The sequence below is a fragment of the Pseudomonas sp. WS 5059 genome, assembly GCF_012985525.1.
In the GTDB taxonomy this organism is placed as follows: domain Bacteria; phylum Pseudomonadota; class Gammaproteobacteria; order Pseudomonadales; family Pseudomonadaceae; genus Aquipseudomonas.
Genome location: NZ_JAAQWO010000010.1, coordinates 65,086 through 86,267, shown reverse-complemented (window position 1 = coordinate 86,267; position 21,182 = coordinate 65,086). Strand labels below are relative to the sequence as shown.

The window sequence follows — 21,182 nt, the reverse complement described above, 5'->3', positions numbered from 1 at the left end:
CATGAATAAAACGATGCTGAAACAGATCCAGGCCCACGCCGCTGCTGAGTTTCCCAAGGAGAGCTGTGGTGTGGTGATCCGCGAGGCGGGGCGCCTCAAGTACGTCCCGTGCCGCAATGATGCCAAGACCCCGAGCGAGCACTTCATCATCAACCCTGGCGACAAGTGCGATGCAGAGGATCGCGGCGAAGTGACAATGATCATTCACAGCCACCCCGACGTGCCGCCCGTGCCGAGCATGGCCGACCGCGTGAGTTGTGAGTTGCACGAAAAGCCCTGGGGCATTGTGAGCTGGCCGTCTGGGGAGTACTTCGAGTTCAAACCCAGCGGGTACCAGGCGCCCTTGGTCGGTCGAGAGTTCGGCCATGGTCTGCTGGACTGCTACGCCCTGTGCCGCGACTACTACGAGCGCGAGCATGGGATTGAACTGCCGAACTACCCGCGCCGGGATGGCTGGTGGAACGACGGTGAAAGCCTCTACGAAAAGTACTACGAGGATGCCGGGTTCTATCCGGTCTCGATGCCGCGCAAGGGCGACATGATTGTCATGCAGATCAACGCTGCTGCACCGAACCACGCCGGCATCTATCTGGGCGACGGCCTGCTGGCCAGCGCCCCTGACCTGCACCCGGCCCCGGGCACCTTCCTGCATCACCGCTACAACAAGAAATCCACCCGCGACGTTTACGGCGGCATGTGGGCCGACTACACCGTGCTGATTCTTCGGCACCAACGAGTGCCGGAGGTTGACTGATGGCCATGAGAACAACGGTTCGCCCGCAGCCTCTGGTGGTGCTGGTGATGCTCTACGGCGTGCTGGGTGCCCGGTTCGGGCGCGTGCATCACCTGGCCGTCGCCTCTTGTGCTGAGGCCGTCCACGCCTTGTGCGTGAAAATCCCGGGCTTCAAGCGCTTTCTGAGGTTCTCCGAAGAGCGCGGCCTGACCTATGCGGTATTTCGTGGCAAGCAGAACCTCGGTGAAAACGAGATCGAGATGCGCCAGGACACCGTTGAGCCTATCCGCATTGCGCCAATCGTGATCGGCAGCAAGGGCGGCGGCCTGTTCGCCACCATTGCCGGCCTGGCCCTTGTGGTAATTGGGGCGATTACCCAGCAGTACTACCTGGTGGCAGCGGGCGCTGGCCTGATGATTGGTGGTATCGCCATGAGCATGTCGCCTTCGCCGATGGGCGTGCTGGATAAGGAGGGCGATGGCAACAGGCCCTCCTATGCATTCGGCGGCGCGGTTACCACGATGGCTCAAGGCCGTTGCAAGCCACTGCTCTACGGTGAGCGCGATATCGGCGGCTCCCTCATCTCGGCCGGCATCTTCTCGGAAGACCAGCAGTAAGGAAAAACTATGTCCAAGACCGCAACAGCGCCCGCTACCAAGCGCCGGCGCCGGCCTGCTGCTGCCCGCATTATGGGCGGCAAGGGTGGCGAGAAGAAGCCATACACCCCATACAAGGCGCCAGATAGCGCGCTGTCGGTAGCCACGGTCAAGCTGCTTTATGCCTTGAGCGAGGGGCCGATTGTTGGGCCGGTGGACGACAAGCGGTCGATTAAGCTCAACGGTACACCCCTGATTTCGCCGGACGGGAGCGAGAACTTCCCGGGCACTATCTGGGATTTTCGCCCGGGCACCGTGGACCAAGAGCATATCGCTGGCTTCCCGGCTATCGAAAACGAGGCCTCACAAGGCCTGCCGGTTGAGCTGAAGTCGGACAACGCCTGGACGCGCGCCATTACCGATCAGCAGTTGTCGGCGGTTCGTATCCGTCTGTCCTGGCCGCAGATCTGGCAGGTAAAGACCAACGGGGACCAGATCGGTTATCGCATTGATTACGCCATCGACCTATCCGTCGATGGGGGTAGTTACCAGACCGTTGTGTCGGCCACGCTGGACGATAAGGGCACCACGGAGTACGAGCGTACCCACCGGATTGACTTGCCGGAAGGTTTCACCAGCGCGCTTGTGCGTGTTCGCCGGCTCACGCCGAACCGCAATGACTCAAACTTCGCCGATCTCATGCGGGTCAAGGGCCTGACCGAGGTCATCGACAAAAAGCTACGTTATCCAAACCTGGCCCTGGGCGGCCTGCAGTTTGACGCCAAGCAATTCCAGGACACGCCGAAGGCCAGCTTCCTGATGCGCGGCCGGATCGTCCAAGTTCCTACCAACTATGACCCGCAAAGCCGCACCTACACCGGGGATTGGAACGGCACGTTCAAGCTGGCTTACACCAATAACCCTGTTTGGATTTGGCGTGACCTTCTGTTGCACCGCCGTTATGGCCTGGGCCGTCGCATCACCGCCGACATGGTCGATCACTGGACGCTCTACGAGATCGGTCGTTACTGCGATGTGATGGTGTCCGATGGCAAGGGCGGCTTGCAGCCCCGTATGACGACCAACGTTTACATCCAGGATTCGATAGAGGGCTATGCGCTGCTGTCGGACTTGGCCAGCGTGTTTCGTGGCAGCAGCTGCTGGAACGGATCCAAGGTCACCATGGTGGCTGACATCCCGGGCAATGAAGACGGCTACGTCTTCACCCGTTCGAACATCATCGGTGAATTTGAATACGTTGCTGCTGCTTACCCTGACCGGCACACCCGGGCCAAGGTGGCCTGGGACAACCCGGAGAACGAGTTCAAGACCCAGCCGGCCCCTGTTACCAATGACGAACTGATCGGTTCACTTGGCCACCGGATGCTCGATATCTCCCGCTTCGGTTGCACCGTCGAGGGCGAGGCTATCCGCCACGGGGTCTGGGCGCTGAAATCCGAGCAGTACGAAGAGTGGTCTGTCAGCTTCACCACAGGCATGGAAGGCCAGAACGTTGAGCCTGGGCAGATCATCTGCGTGGCTGATGAGATGTTCTCGGGGCGGCCGAACGGCGGGCGCATCAGTGCGGCCACCAGGCGCGTCATCACCTTGGATATTGATGCCGAGGTGCATGAAGAGGACCGGTTGATCCTGAACCTGCCAAGCGGCAAGTCAGAGGGTCGGATCGTCAAATCGGTCTCTGGCCGCCTGGTCACCGTGATGGCTGACTATTCGGAGCTGCCTGAGCCTGAGTGCAGCTGGTCCGTGGAAAGCGCTGACCTGGCGGTGATGCGCTTTCGAGTGCAGACCATCGAGCCTCAAGGCCTGCACCAGTTCAAGATCGCCGCGACTCAGCACGAACCGCTGAAGTTTCCGGCCATCGACACTGGCGCCCGAATTGACCCGCAGCCCACCAGCGTTCTACCGCCGGGTGTCATGTCGCCGCCGGCGAACATCAACCTGGAGGCTCGTAGCGTCGTGTCGCAGGGCATTGCGGTCACCGGCCTGCGCATCACCTGGGATTCTGTGCCAGGTGCCACTGCCTACAACGTGGAGTGGCGCAAGGACAGTGGCAATTGGGTCCGCTTGCCTCGCACCGGTAACCTCGGCGCGGAGGTGGAGGGCATCTACAGCGGTCGATACATCGCCCGCGTGAGCTCGGTCAACGCCATGGACGTGACTTCGATCTGGGGTAGCAGTCCAGAGGTCGAGTTGACCGGTAAGGTAGGCCTGCCGCCGGCAGTGGCGTTCCTGACCACAACCAGCGAGCTGTTCGGGATCAGCATCAAGTGGGGTTTCCCACCAGGTGCAGAAGACACCCAGCGTACCGAGGTCTGGTATGGCCCTGCGAACGACCTGGGCGCGTCGACCAAGCTGGCCGACCTGGCATACCCGCAGGCTGACTACCGCATGCAATCGCTGCTGGCTGGTGCAACCCTGTTCTTCTGGGCGCGCCTGGTGGATCGCACCGGCAACGTGGGGCCGTTCTATCCGATCGGTAATGGCGTGATGGGCCAGGCCAGTTCTGATGCCGGGCCGATTCTTGAGCAGATCAAAGGGAAAGTTGACGAGAGCGCTATCAGCAAAGAGCTCAACGACCGAATCGACTTGATCGACGGTAGTGGCCCCGGATCCGTCAACGCGAGGATCGATCAGGCTGTTCAAGACTTCGCCGATGCTCTGGCATACGACCCTGAGAAACCCTACGTTAAAGGCGATATGGTCCGCCAAGGACAGCGGATTTATCAGGCAGAAGGGCCGGTAGCTGTGGGGATCGCTCCTCCAGCAGCCCCTTGGAAGGACATCGGTTCAACTCTCGAAGAGGCCAATGCGCTTGCGGGCGAGGTTCACCAGAACACCCTGGATATCGCCGAGGTCGACGGCAAGCTGGTTGCAACATCTGAAAAGGTTGATGGGGTTTACGCTCAGGTCAATCCAACCTATGCAGGCGACACGGCGACCAATGCAGGTGACAACACTGTCAGCGCGGGCGTGTGGTCCGTATGGTCTGCGATTGCCGAGGGTGATTACGCTCAAAGCAAGCGCACTGACTTGGTTGAAGCCTCGGTAAACGCCAACACCGCCGCGATATCAACCGAAACCACGGCGCGAGTCTCTGCTGACACTGCCCTGGCTCAGCAAATCACTACTCTTGGCGCGCAAGTTGGGGGCAACTCTACCGCTATACAAACGGAAACGGCGGCTCGGGTAGCGGCAGATGGGGTGCTTGGCCAGCAAATTACGACCGTAGAAACCAATCTCAACGGGGCCAATGCTTCGATTGCGCAAAACACTCAGGCCATCCAAACAATCGACGGCAAAGTCTCGTTAGGTTGGTCGGTGCGCCTGCAGTACACCTCGGCTACAGGTGAATACAAATATGCCGGTGTGGGGCTCGGCCTAGAAAACGGCCCTGGCGGCTTACAGTCCAAGTTCATTATCGACGCGGACATGTTCGCCATTGGGCAGGGCGGCACAATTCCGTTTGCTGTAACGGACGGTCAGACGTTCATTAAAGCCGCGTTTATCCAAGATGGCACCATCACCAATGCCAAGATCGGCAACTACATCCAATCGAACAACTATGTCGCTGGTACCAGTGGCTGGAAGCTGTTCTTCGATGGGACGTTTGAGATTAATGGCGCATTCGGTGGGCAGGCCAGGCAGGTGATTAATAACCGAGGTGGCAAGGTCTATGACGAAAATGGTGTTAAACGATACCAGTGGGGAGACCTTTCCGCATGAGTTATGGAATAAGGATATGGGGGGCTGACGGAGCCCTCCAGCTGGATGAAACATCCTTTACTGTCAGGGTTATTTATTCGGCGCTCGTACCAAAAACGGCTGGGCGCTTTGTTGATATACCCATACCCGGGGTTACGCCAAGCAAGGATTCTTGCGTGTGCATCCCTGTGGTCCCCTACCTAACTACTGGGCAGCAGGTAAGCGCAATAGCTTTCACGCCGTACGTCTACGAGGGATATGTAAGGGTTTTTTTCGGAAGCCCAGCAGCAACTACGGGGCCGACCGGAACAACTACCCAGAGACTTATAGTCACGAGGTATAGGTAATGACGTACGGCCTTACATTCACAAACAACGACAACGTAGTAACGCTTGACTCTGAATTCGCAAGACTTGTAATTCTTGATAGCGGCACATGGGGCGGAAGCGGCGGGATAGGGATTGCATTTTCAAGTGTAATTACAACCGATGAGCCCCCTTTAGTTTTTGTCAGGCCAGATCAAGATGACTACTTTGCATTCTGCCTGGTGCAAGGCGAGCCAGGGAACTGGCACGCTTTTAGGTTCAACACCCTGAAGGGAAGTCATTCCAGCGGGAAGTGGTTTATCGCTGCATTCAAGTCCTCGCCAATTGCTGATTACGGTCTAAGGCTATGGGATGCAAACTCGAAGATTATTTTTGATAGCGGGACGCCGTGCGCGCAATTCACGCGCACCATATCCGCTTGGAACTACCTCGGGGCAGAGCAAACACAGCCAGGAGTTTACAGATATAGCTGGTCCGCTTTTTCACCGATAAACACTGGCGACTACATGCTTTTAAACAATATCGCCATGGACATGGCGGGCACTGTATCAAGACAGGGCGTAGTCCAAGCGGTCTGGGATTACGGCGGGAACAGGATAGTGATTCAAGCTACTGGAGTAGACCTGCCGACCGCGCAGTACATATCGGTAGTCTTTGCGAAGCCAACTTCTTAAATTAGATCAAGAGAACCCACTCATGGCCCGACAGGCAATTAACCTCGGCGTATTGCCGAACGGTGCAGGGGGCGATACTACGCGTTCTGCGAACATAAAAATTAACGATATGACGCAAGAGCTTTATATAGCGCTTGGTGCTGACGGAAGCGGCGCGCTCCCTGGGGCTCTTCCATTATCGAAGGGCGGCACGGGTGCTAACAGTCTTGCAGGGGCCAAAGCTGCACTTGGTATTTCTGATCCCATTGTGTGGGGTACTAATGCCAACGGTACGTTCGTCAAGTTTCCCGATGGCACGATGTTTTGTACTGGGACAAGGATGTCTGTTTCTGTTGTTGCAAATGTCAGGGCGGATTTTTACCCAACCTTTCCGGCTGATTTTATCCAGACTCCGACGCTTGTGCCGACGCTTGAGTATCCATCTGTTTCTGACGGTAATGGCACTACTGTTAAGCGGTTCACCGGGACGGCCATAGGCGGTACTCAAGCCTTATTGCAGATTACTTCCGGAGAAAACAACACTTACATGGTCGGGTACATCGCAATGGGAAGGTGGAAGTAATGATTATTAAACTGTCTCCATACTCTCCGATTGATCCATCTGCAACGCTTGAAATCAAAAAGCGCAGCGACGTACTCACAATCAACGGTGAGCGTTACGACTTCAGGCCCCTTCCGGAAGGGGCTACGCTTCCGATGGAGGCTATCTCCGGGACGTGGATCTCTCAACCTGTTCGCCGCGTAGATGGTGAGCTGATTATCACCATTCGTTTTCCGGTTGGGCCCGAGGCAACGGCAGCGGCGCTGTACCCGGCCGACATCATCAATCCACCTGATGGCAATGTGAGGCTTCCCCAGTGAGCAATATCGATTACAGCATGATGAAGACGGCCGAGCAGCTGCAGCAAGAGCGTGAGCGTGAGGCGCTGGAGGCTGCCCTGGCTTCGCGGCGGGCGGCGTACCTCTCCGAGTCGGATCCGCTGCGCCTGGAAGCTGATTACGACGCCTTAAGCCAGGGGCTGGAGCCCGACTACGCCGAGTGGCTGGCATCCGTAGCGGCGATCAAGCAACGCTTCCCGCTGCCAGCCGCCGCCGAGACCGTGAGCGACTGAGTTTTAGCTGTACACCGCCACCCGCCATCGAGCGGGTTTATTTTTGCCTGGAGAAAAGCATGACCACTTCCGAAAAAGACCGGGACATCCTGGCGCGCACGCTCTGGGCTGAAGCCCGTGGCGAGGGGCTGGCCGGCCAGATCGCCGTGGCCTGGACCATCCGCAACCGCGTGTTCGACGGTAAGGCCAAGTCCTGGTGGGGGGAGGGCTACGCCGGCGTGTGCCTGAAGCCATGGCAGTTCAGCTGCTGGAACCAGAACGACCCGAACTACGCCTACCTCAGCGGTGCGAAGCCGATCCCGGCCGTGCAGCTCGCCCAGGCCCAGCGCGCAGCTGACCAGGTGATGGCCGGCGCGGTACCGGATCCAACCGGCGGGGCCACGCACTACTACGCCACCACGATGCCCAAGGCCCCGGCCTGGGCGGCGAAGGCCAAGCAGACGCTGCGTCTGGGGCAGCACGTTTTCTTCAAGGACGTGCCGTGATGACTCCCGTCCAGAAGCTGGCCGGACTGGTGGTGCTGATCCTGGTGCTGATGACCAGCGCCGCCGGCTTCACCTGGCAGGTACAGGACTGGCGCTACGGAAAACAACTGGCAGAGATCGACAAAACCCAAGCGATCGCCCTAACCGAGGCTGGCAATACAGCCCGCCACGAAGAACAGCGCCGGCAATCGGCAGTAAATAAGGAAGCGAGTGATGCACGAGAACAGAACAAGGCTGCAGCTGTGGATGCTGGTACCGCTGATGCTGTTAGTGGCCGGCTGCATGTCGAGGCCGGTAAGTTTGCCGCCGCTGCCTGCAGCGATCCCGGAGTTGCCCAACGAGGCGCGTCAGCCACCCGCGCCGCGATGGTGCTCTCCGAATTGTTCCAGCGGGCTGACAAGAGAGCGGGAGAGCTGGCAGCGGCGTATGACCAAGCTCGAATAGCTGGACTGGCTTGCGAGCGGAGTTACGAAGGCCTGAAGGTTCGAGGTGAATGAAAAGGCCTGCACGTGGTGCAATGAAGTCGGTTATCGAGGAGAAGTGCTAGCTCGATATCGGCATACCGCTACGCCTTTGGAGTTCGGCTGCCAGTCACCACGTAGAGCACGTCAATACCAGCCTTTGCGACATTGGCTAGGTAGTTGGCATTCGGCACCCGAGCGCCTCTCTCATAGGTGCCCTGAGCGTTGACCAAAATCCCGCCGACCGTTGCAAGGGCTTGCTGTGTGAGGCCAAGGCGAACTCTTTCTTCCCTAAGTCGATCAGTGATCTCTTTCATTGGGCCTACCTCGCAATTGAGCTGACACCTTATCACCAATTTTCAGCCATTTTGGAGGGAGGGCAGGTACGACGATTCAGGCACAGGGCCGGGATCGCTGCTCGAGCAGATGAGTAGCTTGTCGTGACATCACCATCTCTTCCAAGATCTCGCGGACAAGCTTATTGATCCCGGCGTCACCAGGATAATGGTTGCGCTCTATCTGGGAGATGGTGAACTGGTTTGTGCCTGGTCCAGCCACATGAATCGACAAGCACCCGTCTCCGTTAATTGAGCATGTGATGGTGCATTGCGGGAGCCGGCTAGAAAGAAGTTCTTCGAGCTCGAGCTTGCTGAGGATGTCCATTCAGTGACCTGAAAGCCGGAGGGTGGACATTAAGCTTAGTCGCTGGCCTGCCGCTGTAAATGGTGGCCCGATGATGACCCGCCCGGGGGGGGCATATACAAGAACCCCGGCGTATGTCAGGGCAATTGCGCGGTAAGCTGGGTGAATGGAATGGGTTGAGGACAGGGACGGGCGATGGATCATTATCTTGCTGCAAATGGAGCGTTGCTGGTCGTCGCATGGGTGGCTGCCGTTGCACTGATCATTTACATGGCTGCCAAATAGACAAAGCAAAGCCCAGAATTCTCCTGACCTTCGGAGCTTCTAATCCCACCCCATCCCTCAATGAAAGCGGGCGTGGCGGCACGTTAGTAAATGAGCTCAGCGAATGCCAAGGGCGGGTCGGCCTTGTCTAAAAAGCAAAGCCCTGGAGGTTCGCGGCTCCAGGGCTTCTATTCTCGCCTTCATCCCTTTAATGCATGACGAGCGTGGCCCAGAGATTACCAGCGGCCTTTGAATAATTCACTACGACTATCGGAGATTGTGTCGGATCGGCAGGACGCGCGGGGCGGGGCTTTGCTCCAGCACTACATCCCACTACAAAAGCTGTCATTAAGCTGGCATAACCGAGCCAAAACCACCCATTCAGGCACAAAAAAGGCACTTGCGATAAACGCTAAGTGCCTGATTTATATAGCTTGTTTGGTGGAGCCGGGGGGATTTGAACCCCCGTCCGCCAGTACTCTGCTGTCGGTACTACATGCGTAGCCGTTTCTATTAAGTTAACCCTCAGCGACCCGAAGGGCAGGGTGCTTTGGGCGAGTTGTGTAAGTTTTAGCCGCTTCGTCCACAACGTACTGCACGGCGATTCTGTTCTATATGACAATCACTTTGGGTTTACAGACATCCCCTGATGATTGCTGGACCCGAAGGTACCAGGAGGGAAGGGCTAAGGCTGCTTACGCAGCGAGAGCGTATTCCCCGTAGGTTTCGTCATTGGCAACTATAGAAAGTTGCAACAGTGGATTTACGAGTTCTGTTACCAACTCGGCATGCACCTAAAGGTTCGCAACCGGCGTCGAATCCTAAACGGCCCCGTGCTTGTTGCTCGATGTGATCGTGAGCGACAAGCCTACGCAGTGTACGTCAAACGGTCACAGAAGGCCAACCCGAAAGGTTGGCCTTGAGCGGTTGGCGGGTTATGGGTTGCCGCCTTTATCCAGGTTCTGCAGGTCTTGCAGGGCCTTGGAGGTGATCTCGATACACTTCTTCTCATCACCGGCCGTGTGGGCTGCCTTGGCTTGGGAGACGGCAGTGTCGATCTCGCCGCTTTTGCCTGTGCTGTCAGTGGCGAGCAAGGCCTTGCTGTTGTTGATTTTATCCAGGTTGATCTGGCACAGATCTGCCTCGTTACTTGCGGCAAACACGGGTGAGGCCAGCATCGCAGCGGTAACGAATACACCAGCCAGTACGGAACGCTTCATGGGTATCTCCTTGTGCAAAGAGGTCTCGATGCTGCGCGGTACGTGCGGGCAGCCGGCGAGGTCATGGGTCGGCCCCGGTTGCCCGGGGCTTAAGCAAGTGACTACGCCAGTGCGCAGGGGTTCGTTTTTATTGCGCGGGCCTGGGTCACCCGGTCGACCAGGTAGACCAGGCCGTGGTAATCGATCCCACCGTGCTGGGTCAGACCGATCTCACAGGTGCGGCTGGTGGAGATGCCTTCGCTGCAGTACTGCACCGCGTCTTTTAGGGAGCGCAAGGAGTGGGCATTGAGTTCCGGCGTGGTGAAGCCTTTATCGCCGGCGAACCCGCAGCAGTGGATGCCTTCGGGGATTACCACGTTGTTGCTGCAACGCCGGGCGAGGTCGATCAGGGCCTGGCTTTCGCCCAGGTGCTGGGTGCTGCAGGTGACATGCACGGCAATCGGCGCGTCCTGGGGTGTGAAGTCCAGGCGGTCCATCAGGTGGGTGCGGATAAAACGGACCGGGTCGTAGAGGTCCAGGCGTGTTTGCCCCAGGTCCTGGACCAGGCGCAGGGTGCAGGGGCTGGTGTCGCAGTAGATCGGGTCGAGGCCGCCACGGCTGGCGTGGAGTAGGGCGCCGATCAGTTCCTGGCGCTTGTGCTCGGCCTGTTCGGCGTAGCCTTTGGAGGCAAAGGGCTGGCCGCAGCATAGGCTGTCGGGATTGTCCGGAATGACTACCTGGTAGCCGGCTTTTTCCAGCAGGCCGCGGGTTTTGTCGTACAGCGACATTTGCTCTTTATCCCCGGCTGCCGGGCCCATTGCCCGCGATACACAGGCTGCGAGGTAGACCACCCGTGGGCGTTCATCGGTGACGGCAGGGCTGAAGCGGATGGCTTTTTCTGGCTGCGGCATAGCGCTGGTCCACTGCGGGATTTGTCCCTTGGACAGCTTGGTCACGGAGGCTGAGAGTTTCGCCAGGCGGGGTGCGCCGAGCAGCATGCGTGCGCCGTTGGCCACATGCAGGGTGAAGCGTGCACCTTGCAGCGCGGTGGAGAAATGGCTGGCCAGCCACTCGGCGGTTTTCGTACTGCCTGCTTCACGGCTGCGCAGTTTTTTCACCAGGTCGCCGGTATTGATGCCTACCGGGCAGCGCTGGGCGCACAAGCCGGTGGCGGCACACGTGTCGATGCCTTGATAGTGATACGCCGCTTCCAGTTCGGTGGTGTCGATGCCCGCGCGTTTGCGTGCCTGGATATCGCGCCAGATCACAATGCGCTGGCGCGGGCTCAGGGTCAGGCCCTTGGAGGGGCATACCGGCTCGCAGAAACCGCACTCGATGCACTTATCCACAATCTCATCGGCAGCCGGCAGGGGCTTGAGGTTTTTGAGGTGGATTTGCGGGTCTTCGCTGAGCACCACGTCCGGGTTGAGAATGCCGTTGGGGTCGAGCAGGCGCTTGAGCTGCCACATCAATTGATAGGCATCGCTGCCCCATTCCAGTTCGACGAAGGGCGCCATATTGCGCCCGGTGCCGTGCTCGGCTTTCAGCGAACCGCCGAACTCCACGGCCACCAGTTGCGCCACGTCATCCATGAACGCCTGGTAGCGTGTGACTTCTTCCGCGCTGTTGAAGCCTTGGGTGAACACAAAGTGCAGATTGCCTTCCAGGGCGTGTCCGAAAAGGATGGCTTCATCGTAGTGATGCTTGTCGAACAACTCGATCAAGCGATTCACGCCAATGGCCAGTTGCTCCACCGGGAAGGTCACGTCTTCGATGATCACCGTGGTGCCCGTCTTGCGTACGGCGCCGACGGCAGGGAAGGTGTCCTTGCGGATTGCCCACAGGCGTGCGTTTTCCAGCGGGTCTTCGGTGAAGTCGACTTGCTTCTCGACCGGGAAGTCGGCCAGCGAGGCCATGATCAGCGCCAGTTGCTCATGCAGCAATGTGGACGAGGCTGCACGGGATTCGATCAATAGCGCGCAGGCACCTTCCGATAGCTGTTGTACGAAAGCGGGCATGCCGGGTTTGTCCTGCACCGAGCGCATGCTGCGTCGGTCCAGCAACTCGACCGCCGACACGGGCTGGGTTTTCAGCACGGTCACGGCGTTGCAGCAGGTTTCTACATCGGGGAACACGATCAGGACCGATGCCTTGTGGGGGTGATCGATCACCGTGTCGTAGGTCACTGCGCTGATAAAGCCTAGGGTGCCTTCGGAGCCCACCAGCAAATGGCTGAGGATATCCAGCGGCTCGTCGAAATCCACCAGGGCATTGAGTGACAGGCCGGTGGTATTTTTCAGACGGTATTTATGGCGGATTTTCGCCGCCAATTCAGAATTGGCCCGGGTCTCGCGGCCCAGGGTGGCCAGGCGCTCAAGCAACTGGCTGTGTTGCTCGCGGAAGGCCGCGACGCTGGCGGCATCCTCGGTGTCGAGACGGCTGCCGTCGGCCAGCACCAGGCGAATCCCGGCCAGGGTGTGGTAGGTGTTCTGGGCAGTGCCGCAGCACATGCCGCTGGCATTGTTGGCGACAATTCCGCCGATCTTGCAGGCATTGATCGACGCCGGATCCGGGCCGATCTTACGCCCGAACGGCGCAAGCCAGGCGTTGGCCTGGGCCCCGATCACTCCCGGTTGCAGGCGGATTTGCGTACCTTGGCCCCGAATCTCGCGGCCGTTCCAGTTATCGCCGAGTACGATCAGCACCGAATCGCTGATGGCCTGGCCGGAGAGGCTGGTGCCGGCTGCACGAAAGGTCACTGGCACGCGGTCGCGTTGCGCCAGTTGCAGGAGTTCGACCACCTCATCTTCCGATTCGACGCGGATCACCAGCTGTGGGATCAGTCGGTAAAAACTGGCGTCGGTGCCGAAAGCCAGGGTGGAAAGAGGATCGTCGAAGCGCCGATCTTTCGGGATCAGTCGTGCGACAGCATCAAGGAACGCGATGGGCAGACTCATGGGTCCTCCAGGATCAGCAGCACCCAGTCTGGGGAGCCTGGACGCCACGGTCCAGCAGACTGGGTTGTGAATAGCTGACGCCGCAAGGCGGCTGCGGCGTCGGTTCTTACGGTATTGCCTGTGGTCTTAATGCACCAGCATGCCGGTGAACCAGTACGCCTGGGCGTAGGTAATCAGGCCGACAATCGTGGCGAAAAACAGACTGTGCTTGAGGGTGAAGCGGAACAGGTCGGACTCCTTGCCCACAAGGCCGGTCGCGGCGCAGGCCACGGCGATCGATTGCGGGGAAATCATCTTGCCGGTCACGCCGCCACTGGTATTCGCCGCTACCAGTAGGGTGTCGTTGACGCCGATCTGGTGGGCGGTGGTGGCTTGCAGGGAGCTGAACAGGGCGTTGGACGAGGTATCGGAACCGGTGAGGAACACGCCCAGCCAGCCAAGGAACGGCGAGAAGAACGGGAATGCCGCACCGGTGCCGGCCAGTACCAGGGCCATGGTCGAAGACATGCCGGAGTAGTTGGTCACGAACGCGAACGCCAACACCATGCCGATGGACAGGATCGGCCAGCGCAGCTCGTAGAAGGTCTCTTTCAAAGTGGTCAGACCAGTTTTGAAATTGATCTTCAGCACCAACATGGAGATCAGTGCGGAGAAGAAAATCGCCGTGCCGGTGGCGGAAATCGGATCCAGCTTGAACACTGCTGGGATGGCGGTCGGGTTGGTGACGATCGGCGCAACCTTGATCACCATCTGGTCCAGGTGCGGAATCGCAAAGTTGAACACCCAGCTGTACATCGAGCCGCCGGCGGCGAACATGGCCTTGAACGGCTTTAGGGTCCAGATGGTGACCAGCACGGTCAGGATCAGGAACGGCGACCAGGCCTTGAAAATTTCCATCAGGCTGTAGGGCGATGCCACGGAAGTGCGCGGCTGGCCGAAACCGCCGACGCTGCCGGTGATCGAAACGCTGGAGGTGGCGCCAGCAATCTGTGCGCCCGCAGTGCGCTTGGGCTGCCAGACTTTCAGGAACAGGGTCAGGGAAATCAGGCTGGCCAGGGCCGAGGTGATGTCCGGCAGTTCCGGGCCGATGAAGTTGGAGGTGAAGTACTGGGTAATGGCAAAGCTCAAGCCGGCCACCAGTGCCGCAGGCCAGGTTTCCTTGACGCCGCGCACACCGTCCATCATGAACACCAGCCAGAACGGTACGAACAGCGACAGCAGTGGCAGTTGGCGGCCGGTCATGGCGCCGATCTTGAAGGCGTCGATGCCGGTGACCTGGCCAGCCACGATGATCGGGATCCCCAGGGCGCCGAACGCCACTGGCGCGGTGTTGGCAATCAGGCACAGGCCGGCGGCGTACAGTGGGTTGAAGCCCAGTCCTACCAGCAGTGCGGCAGTAATCGCCACGGGTGCGCCGAAACCGGCGGCGCCTTCGAGGAATGCACCGAAGCAGAAGCCGATCAGCAGCACTTGTAGGCGCTGGTCATCGGTAATCGACAGCACGGAGCTGCGGATCACTTCGAACTGGCCGCTCTTGACCGTCAGTTTGTAGAGGAACACTGCGGCGACGATGATCCAGGCGATTGGCCACAGGCCGTAGGCAAAGCCGTAGCCGGCAGCGGCGAATGCCATGTCGACCGGCATCTGGAAGGCGAAGATCGCCACCAGGATCGACAGCGCCAGGGTGATGCTCCCGGCAACATGGCCTTTAAGGCGAAACACCGCCAGGGCCAGGAAGAAAAATACGATGGGAATAACGGCGGCCAGTGCGGACAGGCCAAGGCTGCCGAGTGGGCTGTAAAGCTGTTGCCAGGTTTGCATATGGGGTGGCCCCTAATTGTTGTTGGTCATGCATGCTCAGCTGATTTGGGTAATTGGTAAGACCAATTTACAATCGCTGATGGCTAGGTTAAGAGCCTTCGGGGTGATGTGTCAATTTGCCGCCTGAGAAACTTTGGTCGCATGTCGGCGGGCGCGGGGTCTGATCGGTGTAATCAAAGGGGCTCTGATAGGTGCCGACAGCGCGGCAATAGGCCAGAATAGAGGGCCCGGCGAGTGGCCGGGATCGTGGAGAGTCAGTTATGGCGTTTGATCAGGTGCGTCAGCGCCGTTTGTCCGACGATATTGTCGAGCAGCTTGAGGGCATGATCCTTGAGGGCACGTTGAAGTCGGGCGAGCGATTGCCAGCCGAGCGCGCACTGGCTGAACAGTTTGGTGTGTCGCGCCCGTCGTTGCGCGAGGCGATCCAGAAGCTGGCGGCCAAGGGGTTGCTGGTCAGTCGCCAGGGCGGCGGCAACTATGTGGTGGAGACGCTAGGTTCAACCTTCAGCGACCCATTGCTGCATCTGCTGGAAAACAACCCCGAAGCCCAGCGTGATTTGTTGGAGTTTCGTCAGACGCTCGAGGCGTCTTGCGCCTATTACGCGGCGTTGCGCGCCACGGAAGTGGACCGCGAGCGGCTGACGGCAGCCTTTGATGCCTTGCAGGATTGCTACACGCGTGACGATGAGGTGAGCCGTATTGAAGAGGGCGCGGCCGATGCCAGGTTTCACTTGGCTATCGCCGAAGCGAGCCACAATGCGGTATTGCTGCACACTATTCGCGGTTTGTTTGATCTGCTCAAGCGTAACGTGGTGACCAATATCGGTGGCATGTACCAGCAACGCAGCGAAACCCGCGACATGCTGATCAATCAGCATCGCGACTTGTACCTGGCGATTATCGAAGGGCGGGCGGAACAGGCGCGGGAAGTTTCAACACGTCACCTGCTGTACGTGCAGGAAGTATTGGAAGAAGTGCGTCAGGAAGTTCAGCGCATGGCGCGGGCGGAGCGGCGCAAGGGGATGTGACCGGCAGTTGCGGCGCAGGGAGCAGGCTCCCTGGCCACGCGGGCTCGCATCAAGGGCCGGGGAAGATCAGTCTTCCTTGCCCTTGTTGCGTACGGCGCGCTGCAATTCCCGGTTGGAGTCGCGCTCGCGCTCGGTATCACGCTTGTCGTATTCCTTCTTGCCCTTGCCCAGTGCGATCTCGCACTTGACCAGGTGCTTGCTCCAGTACCACGACAGGCAGACGCAGGCGTAGCCCTTCTGTTGTACGGCAGCGGCGAGCTTTTCCAGTTCGCGCGCATTGAGCAGCAGCTTGCGCGTACGCACTGGGTCGGCAATGACGTGGGTGCTGGCGGTCATCAACGGCGTGATATGACTGCCGAGCAGCCAGGCCTCGCCATCCTTGAGCAGCACGTAACTGTCGACCAGCTGCAACTTGCTGGCGCGCAGACTTTTTACTTCCCAGCCGGCCAGGACCAGACCAGCCTCGAACCGATGTTCGATGAAGTAATCGTGTCGCGCCTTTTTGTTCTGCGCGATGGTCCCTGTTGGGTGTTTCTTTTGTTTAGCCATAGGGGCGGCATTATAGGGAGTTGCGAGCGTGTCGGCTACGGTCAACCTGCGTGCTTGAGCGTGTTGGACGAATCCCGGACAATACCGCCAGGTTTCTGGTTTTTTTCTCTCGCGAATCGGGCAGTCTTTTCGCGATGTTTGCCGCTCAGCTTCGGAAATAACGTTCCCATGACGACGCATATTCAACGCTCGGCCCTGCTGCCTTATCCGGCGCAAGCGCTCTATGACCTGGTCAACGACGTGGCGAGCTACCCGGATTTCCTGCCCTGGTGCTCCTCATCCACGGTATTGGAGAGCAGCGATGAGCATATGCGTGCGAGTCTGGAGGTGTCCAAGGGCGGGCTTGGTCAGAAGTTTGTGACGAGCAATGTCCTGGTGCCTGGTCGATCCATCGAGATGAATCTGGAAGAGGGGCCGTTCACTCAACTGCATGGTGTCTGGGTATTCAAGCCACTGGGGGAGAAGGCGTGCAAGATCAGCCTGGACCTGACGTTTGATTACGCAGGCTCCATTGTGCGGGCGACCTTGGGGCCGCTGTTCAATCAGGCGGCGAACACCCTGGTGGATGCGTTTTGCCAGCGCGCCAAGCAACTGCATGGCTGAGTCCATGATTGAGATTGAAGTGGTCTGCGCGGCAGTGGATCGCCAATTGTTGTTGAGTCTGGCGGTTGCGCCGGGGACGAGCCTGCGGGCGGCGGTGCTGGCTTCAGGTATTGCGGCGCAGTTTCCCGAGCTGGATGTTGCCAGTTGCCCCTTGGGGATTTTCGGCAAGGTTGTGGCGGATGCTGAAACGCGTAGCGTGCAGCTCGGCGATCGCATCGAGATTTATCGCCCTTTGCTGGCGGATCCCAAAGAGGTAAGGCGCTTGCGAGCGGCTAAAGCAGCCGAAGCTCGGCGGCAAAATCCATAACCTGCGAAACAGCAGGCAACAAAAAGCCCGGCATGCCGGGCTTTTTGTTGAGCGATGCAAATTATTGCGGGCCTGTATCCAGAGGCTCTGGCGTTGGCACCGGTACGGTTTCGACGCTGTCGATATCTTTCTGGATGGTATCCAGCAAGGAGCCAGGCTTGGCCGGCACCTCGGACTTGGGCTTTTCAGCATTCTGCGCTGGCGCAGTGACGCTGGTCCCGCTGTCCTTGCCCAGCAGGGCTTCATCGCGGCTTACGCCAGGCATGAAGTCACCGGAAAGGCTGACGAGTTGGTCATTGCCATTAAAGATGACACTGACGCGCTCCTGTTGGCGTTCCCCGCCTCCAGGCTGCAGGCTATAGAGATAATCCCAGCGATCGGCATGGAATGTGTCGGTCAGCAGGGGATTGCCCATGATAAACCGTACTTGCCGTCGGGTCATTCCCGGGCGTAACTGGTCTATCATGTCCTGCGTGACGACATTGCCCTGCTGGATGTCGATTTTGTAAACCCCGGGGAATGAACAACCGGCGAGTGCGAGCAGTCCCACAAGGGTGAAACTGGTTAGCAAGAGCTTGGTGTTTTGCATCGGTGGGCGACTTCCACTATCTTGGCTGGGACAACGTAAACGCCGATCATACCCGTATTAAGAGAAGCTGCGAAGCAGCATCCGCGAGAAAGCTAACCATGGTTGAAAATAGCGAACTACGCAAAGCCGGTCTTAAAGTGACTCTGCCACGAGTCAAGATTCTACAAATGCTCGATTCCGCCGAGCAGCGCCACATGAGTGCCGAGGATGTCTACAAGGCACTGATGGAGTCTAACGAGGACGTCGGCCTGGCCACGGTTTACCGTGTACTGACCCAGTTTGAAGCCGCAGGGCTGGTGGTTCGTCATAATTTCGACGGCGGTCATGCAGTGTTTGAACTGGCTGACGGTGGTCATCACGACCATATGGTTGACCTGGATACCAATGAGGTAATCGAGTTCACCAGTCCTGCAATCGAGAAGCTCCAGCATGAGATCGCTGAGCAGCACGGATTCGATTTGGTGGACCATAATCTGGTCCTGTACATACGTAAGAAAAAGTAAGAAAGCTACGCAGATTCGCTCTGCGAAACGATCGAAGGCGACCTTAGGGTCGCCTTCGTGCTTTCTAGCGAGGGGAAACTCGCGATCAGACCTTCGCCGTCACCACCATTTTCTTCGCATGGGCCAGGGACTCCTTGGTCAGGTCGATGCCGCCGAGCATGCGCGCAACTTCTTCCACCCGTTCGGTCTTGTTCAACTTGGACACCGCAGTGTGTGTTGCATCACTGCCCCGCACCTTATGCACAAACAGATGCTGATGCCCCTGGGCTGCCACCTGGGGCAAGTGGGTAACGGTCAATACCTGCCCGCGCTCACCGAGGCGACGCAGCAGTTGGCCGACGATTTCTGCGGTTGGCCCGCCGATCCCCACGTCCACTTCGTCGAAGACTAGGGTCGGTACGCGAGAGGTCTGGGCGGTGATGACTTGGATCGCCAGGCTGATCCGTGACAGCTCGCCACCAGACGCCACCTTGGCCAGTGCCTTGAGGGGTTGGCCCGGGTTGGCGCTGACCAGCAGTTCGACTTGCTCAAGGCCGTTGGGCTGCAGTTCATTGCCGCTATTGGCGTGTAGCTCGATGGTGAAGCGCCCGCCGGGCATGCCCAAGCGCTGGATTTCCTGTTCCACCGCGCAGGCCAGTGCGGTTGCGGCCTGGTGTCGCAGGTCGCTCAACTCCCGCGCTTTTTCCTGGTAGTGGCGGGCGAAAGAGGCCAGTTCATCAGCCAGGCGCTCAATGGATTCATCGTTGGCGTTCAGGGTTTCGATCTCGTCCAGCAGTTTTTGCTGCATGGCTGCGACTTCTGTTGGTTGGATCCGGTGTTTGCGCGCCAAGGTATAAATAGTGTCGAGGCGTTCTTCGATCTCTTGCAGGCGAGCCGGGTCGGCATCGAAGTGGTCAAGGAAGCGGTTCAACTCGCCAACCGCCTCTTCTACCTGGATCTGCGCACTGGTCAGCAGTGTGGTGGCTTCATTTAGTGAGCCGGAGCCGCTGTTTACGCTCGACAGGCGGTTAAGGCTTGCCGTCAGTGCGTTCAGCACATTGCCGGAGTCACTTTCGCTGCATTGCTCGACAACCTGGCGGCAGATGCCCAGCAGGGTTTCGGCATTGGTCAGGTTCTTGTGTTCCTGTTCCAACTGTTCCAGTTCGGTTTCGCCCAGGCCCAGACTTTCCAGCTCTTCCAGTTGATAGCTGAGGAGTTGGTGGCGGGCCCGTTGTTCGTCGCCGGAATTGGACAGGCGCTCCAGTTCCAGGCGGGTCTGGCGCCAGCGCTGCGCGGCCAACTGCACTTGGCGAGCCAGGTCGGTGGCGCCGGCGTACTCATCCAGCAGGCGGCGGTGGGTGTCGGTTTTCAGCAGGGATTGATGCTCGTGCTGGCTGTGGATGTCGATCAACAACTCGCCGAGGGCCTTCAGGTCGCCGAGGGGGCAGGGCGTGCCATTGATGTAGCCTCGGGAGCGGCCTTCGGCGGTGATCACGCGGCGCAGGATGCATGGGCCGTCGTTGTCCAGGTCACGTTCGGCGAGCCAGGCGCTGGCTTCCGGGATATCTGCCAGGTCAAAGGTCGCCAGGATATCGGCCTTGTCTGCACCCGGGCGAACCACGCCACTGTCGGCGCGATCGCCTAGGGTCAGGCCCAGGGCGTCGAGCATGATCGACTTGCCGGCGCCGGTTTCGCCTGTGATTACGCTCATCCCGCGATCCAGTTCAAGATCCAGATGCTCAACGATGGCGTAGTTATGTACGGACAGGTGAACCAGCATAATGGCTGCTCCCAGGCTTTAGGTCTGGTTATTTATACAGTGTTTTGTTTGGCGCTGACAATCCTGCGGCTTAGCTCAATTTGCTTGGATGGCGATGTTTTTTAGCGCGATGTGGAATGTGCGGGAAAGTGTCGGTCAGGACATGTCGGCCCTTGAACCTGGAAATTGTGGCCCCATATACCGGAACAGAAGCGCGAGTTGAGTTCGCGCAGGATTTTGAAAGGAGAAAACTATGGCTGACGAACAGACGCTGGATACGCAAAACCCAGACGCCAACCAGGCCTCGCAGGCAGCGGGTGAAGACCTGGTGGCTCGTGTGCAGGTGCTCGAAGAGCAACTGGCAGGCGCTCAGGATCAGGCTTTGCGTGTTGCTGCCGATCTGCAGAACGTCCGCCGCCGCGCCGAGCAGGATGTAGAGAAAGCCCACAAGTTCGCGCTGGAAAAGTTTGCCGGTGATCTGTTGCCGATCATCGACAGCCTGGAGCGCGGCCTGGAGCTGTCCAGCCCGGACGACGAAAACATCCGAGCCATGCGCGAAGGGATCGAACTGACCCTGAAAATGTTCCAGGACACCCTGAAGCGTTATCAGTTGGAAGCCATCGATCCACAAGGCGGCGAGCCGTTCAACGCGGAGCATCACCAGGCCATGGCCATGCAGGAAAATGCTGACCTTGAGCCCAATAGCGTGTTGAAGGTGTTCCAGAAGGGCTACCAGCTCAACGGTCGCCTGTTGCGTCCGGCGATGGTGGTGGTGAGCAAGGCTCCCGCACCGGTTTCGCCATCGATTGACGAGCAGGCTTGAAATCGTTCGTAACGACCCCATTTATAAGTCAAGCGTTTAAGTGCTACCG

Annotated in this window: 21 protein-coding genes and 1 other RNA gene; 14 read left to right on the top strand and 8 right to left on the bottom strand. The window is 58.8% G+C overall.

The features are described from left to right. Position 1 precedes the first annotated feature (1 nt). The 9 genes from HBO12_RS25540 (at position 2) to HBO12_RS25500 (ending at position 8,146) form a co-directional block, all read left to right on the top strand. Positions 2 to 754: a C40 family peptidase gene (locus HBO12_RS25540; protein ID WP_170043581.1), complete on the top strand. Its 753-nt coding sequence runs from the start codon at positions 2 to 4 to the stop codon at positions 752 to 754. Beyond that, positions 754 to 1,350 (top strand): tail assembly protein, encoded by a 597-nt coding sequence (locus tag HBO12_RS25535; protein WP_238353741.1) that lies wholly within the window; start codon positions 754 to 756, stop codon positions 1,348 to 1,350. The genes HBO12_RS25540 and HBO12_RS25535 overlap by 1 nt, the downstream gene beginning before the upstream one ends. 9 nt (positions 1,351 to 1,359) lie before the next feature. Continuing rightward, positions 1,360 to 5,073: a TipJ family phage tail tip protein gene (locus HBO12_RS25530; RefSeq protein WP_170043580.1), complete on the top strand. Its 3,714-nt coding sequence runs from the start codon at positions 1,360 to 1,362 to the stop codon at positions 5,071 to 5,073. A 325-nt stretch (positions 5,074 to 5,398) separates the two neighbouring features. Further along, entirely contained in the window at positions 5,399 to 6,052 is a 654-nt protein-coding gene (locus HBO12_RS25525; protein ID WP_170043579.1) for a hypothetical protein, read from the top strand. A 22-nt stretch (positions 6,053 to 6,074) separates the two neighbouring features. Continuing rightward, positions 6,075 to 6,614: a hypothetical protein gene (locus HBO12_RS25520; RefSeq protein WP_170043578.1), complete on the top strand. Its 540-nt coding sequence runs from the start codon at positions 6,075 to 6,077 to the stop codon at positions 6,612 to 6,614. Further along, on the top strand, positions 6,614 to 6,913 hold the full coding sequence (locus tag HBO12_RS25515; RefSeq protein WP_170042754.1) for a hypothetical protein: 300 nt from the start codon (positions 6,614 to 6,616) through the stop codon (positions 6,911 to 6,913). Before HBO12_RS25520 ends, HBO12_RS25515 begins: the two co-directional genes overlap by 1 nt. Next, a complete protein-coding gene (locus HBO12_RS25510) occupies positions 6,910 to 7,164 on the top strand; it encodes a hypothetical protein (protein WP_170043577.1) in 255 nt (84 codons plus the stop codon). Before HBO12_RS25515 ends, HBO12_RS25510 begins: the two co-directional genes overlap by 4 nt. Before the next feature lie 59 nt (positions 7,165 to 7,223). Then, positions 7,224 to 7,649, top strand: a complete 426-nt coding sequence (locus HBO12_RS25505; RefSeq protein ID WP_170043576.1) for a cell wall hydrolase — start codon at positions 7,224 to 7,226, stop codon at positions 7,647 to 7,649. Next, entirely contained in the window at positions 7,649 to 8,146 is a 498-nt protein-coding gene (locus HBO12_RS25500; RefSeq protein ID WP_170043575.1) for a DUF2514 domain-containing protein, read from the top strand. The genes HBO12_RS25505 and HBO12_RS25500 overlap by 1 nt, the downstream gene beginning before the upstream one ends. Before the next feature lie 68 nt (positions 8,147 to 8,214). On the opposite strand, the gene HBO12_RS25495 is transcribed toward HBO12_RS25500, so the two are convergent. From HBO12_RS25495 to HBO12_RS25475, 5 genes are all read right to left on the bottom strand, one after another. After that, positions 8,215 to 8,427: a helix-turn-helix domain-containing protein gene (locus tag HBO12_RS25495; protein ID WP_262377079.1), complete on the bottom strand. Its 213-nt coding sequence runs from the start codon at positions 8,425 to 8,427 to the stop codon at positions 8,215 to 8,217. 1,028 nt (positions 8,428 to 9,455) lie between these two features. Then, positions 9,456 to 9,849, bottom strand: a transfer-messenger RNA (tmRNA) gene (gene ssrA, locus HBO12_RS25490). A gap of 102 nt (positions 9,850 to 9,951) precedes the next feature. After that, a complete protein-coding gene (locus HBO12_RS25485) occupies positions 9,952 to 10,236 on the bottom strand; it encodes a hypothetical protein (protein WP_169955095.1) in 285 nt (94 codons plus the stop codon). Positions 10,237 to 10,337: 101 nt separating this feature from the next. After that, positions 10,338 to 13,172, bottom strand: a complete 2,835-nt coding sequence (locus HBO12_RS25480) for an FAD-binding and (Fe-S)-binding domain-containing protein (RefSeq protein ID WP_170043574.1) — start codon at positions 13,170 to 13,172, stop codon at positions 10,338 to 10,340. A 126-nt stretch (positions 13,173 to 13,298) separates the two neighbouring features. After that, a complete protein-coding gene (locus HBO12_RS25475; RefSeq protein WP_169955093.1) occupies positions 13,299 to 14,993 on the bottom strand; it encodes a lactate permease LctP family transporter in 1,695 nt (564 codons plus the stop codon). 260 nt (positions 14,994 to 15,253) lie between these two features. Between HBO12_RS25475 and HBO12_RS25470 the strand changes: the two genes are divergently transcribed. After that, positions 15,254 to 16,021 (top strand): FCD domain-containing protein, encoded by a 768-nt coding sequence (locus HBO12_RS25470; RefSeq protein WP_070994380.1) that lies wholly within the window; start codon positions 15,254 to 15,256, stop codon positions 16,019 to 16,021. A gap of 66 nt (positions 16,022 to 16,087) precedes the next feature. Here the strand turns inward: HBO12_RS25470 and smpB are convergent, their stop codons facing one another. After that, positions 16,088 to 16,570, bottom strand: coding sequence for an SsrA-binding protein SmpB (smpB, locus tag HBO12_RS25465; RefSeq protein ID WP_029299012.1), 483 nt, complete (start codon positions 16,568 to 16,570; stop codon positions 16,088 to 16,090). 168 nt (positions 16,571 to 16,738) lie between these two features. Between smpB and HBO12_RS25460 the strand changes: the two genes are divergently transcribed. Both HBO12_RS25460 and HBO12_RS25455 read left to right on the top strand, forming a co-directional pair. Beyond that, positions 16,739 to 17,173: a type II toxin-antitoxin system RatA family toxin gene (locus HBO12_RS25460; RefSeq protein ID WP_032862891.1), complete on the top strand. Its 435-nt coding sequence runs from the start codon at positions 16,739 to 16,741 to the stop codon at positions 17,171 to 17,173. Continuing rightward, positions 17,166 to 17,480, top strand: coding sequence for an RnfH family protein (locus tag HBO12_RS25455; RefSeq protein ID WP_170043573.1), 315 nt, complete (start codon positions 17,166 to 17,168; stop codon positions 17,478 to 17,480). The genes HBO12_RS25460 and HBO12_RS25455 overlap by 8 nt, the downstream gene beginning before the upstream one ends. A gap of 61 nt (positions 17,481 to 17,541) precedes the next feature. On the opposite strand, the gene HBO12_RS25450 is transcribed toward HBO12_RS25455, so the two are convergent. After that, on the bottom strand, positions 17,542 to 18,069 hold the full coding sequence (locus HBO12_RS25450; protein ID WP_169955091.1) for an outer membrane protein assembly factor BamE: 528 nt from the start codon (positions 18,067 to 18,069) through the stop codon (positions 17,542 to 17,544). Positions 18,070 to 18,167: 98 nt separating this feature from the next. Between HBO12_RS25450 and fur the strand changes: the two genes are divergently transcribed. Next, positions 18,168 to 18,572 (top strand): ferric iron uptake transcriptional regulator, encoded by a 405-nt coding sequence (fur, locus tag HBO12_RS25445; protein ID WP_038448157.1) that lies wholly within the window; start codon positions 18,168 to 18,170, stop codon positions 18,570 to 18,572. An 85-nt stretch (positions 18,573 to 18,657) separates the two neighbouring features. On the opposite strand, the gene recN is transcribed toward fur, so the two are convergent. Beyond that, complete coding sequence (gene recN, locus HBO12_RS25440) at positions 18,658 to 20,331, bottom strand: DNA repair protein RecN (RefSeq protein WP_170043572.1); 1,674 nt, start codon at positions 20,329 to 20,331, stop codon at positions 18,658 to 18,660. Positions 20,332 to 20,563: 232 nt separating this feature from the next. On the opposite strand from recN, the gene grpE reads away from it, so the two are divergent. Further along, entirely contained in the window at positions 20,564 to 21,133 is a 570-nt protein-coding gene (gene grpE, locus HBO12_RS25435; RefSeq protein ID WP_169955089.1) for a nucleotide exchange factor GrpE, read from the top strand. Positions 21,134 to 21,182: the final 49 nt, after the last annotated feature.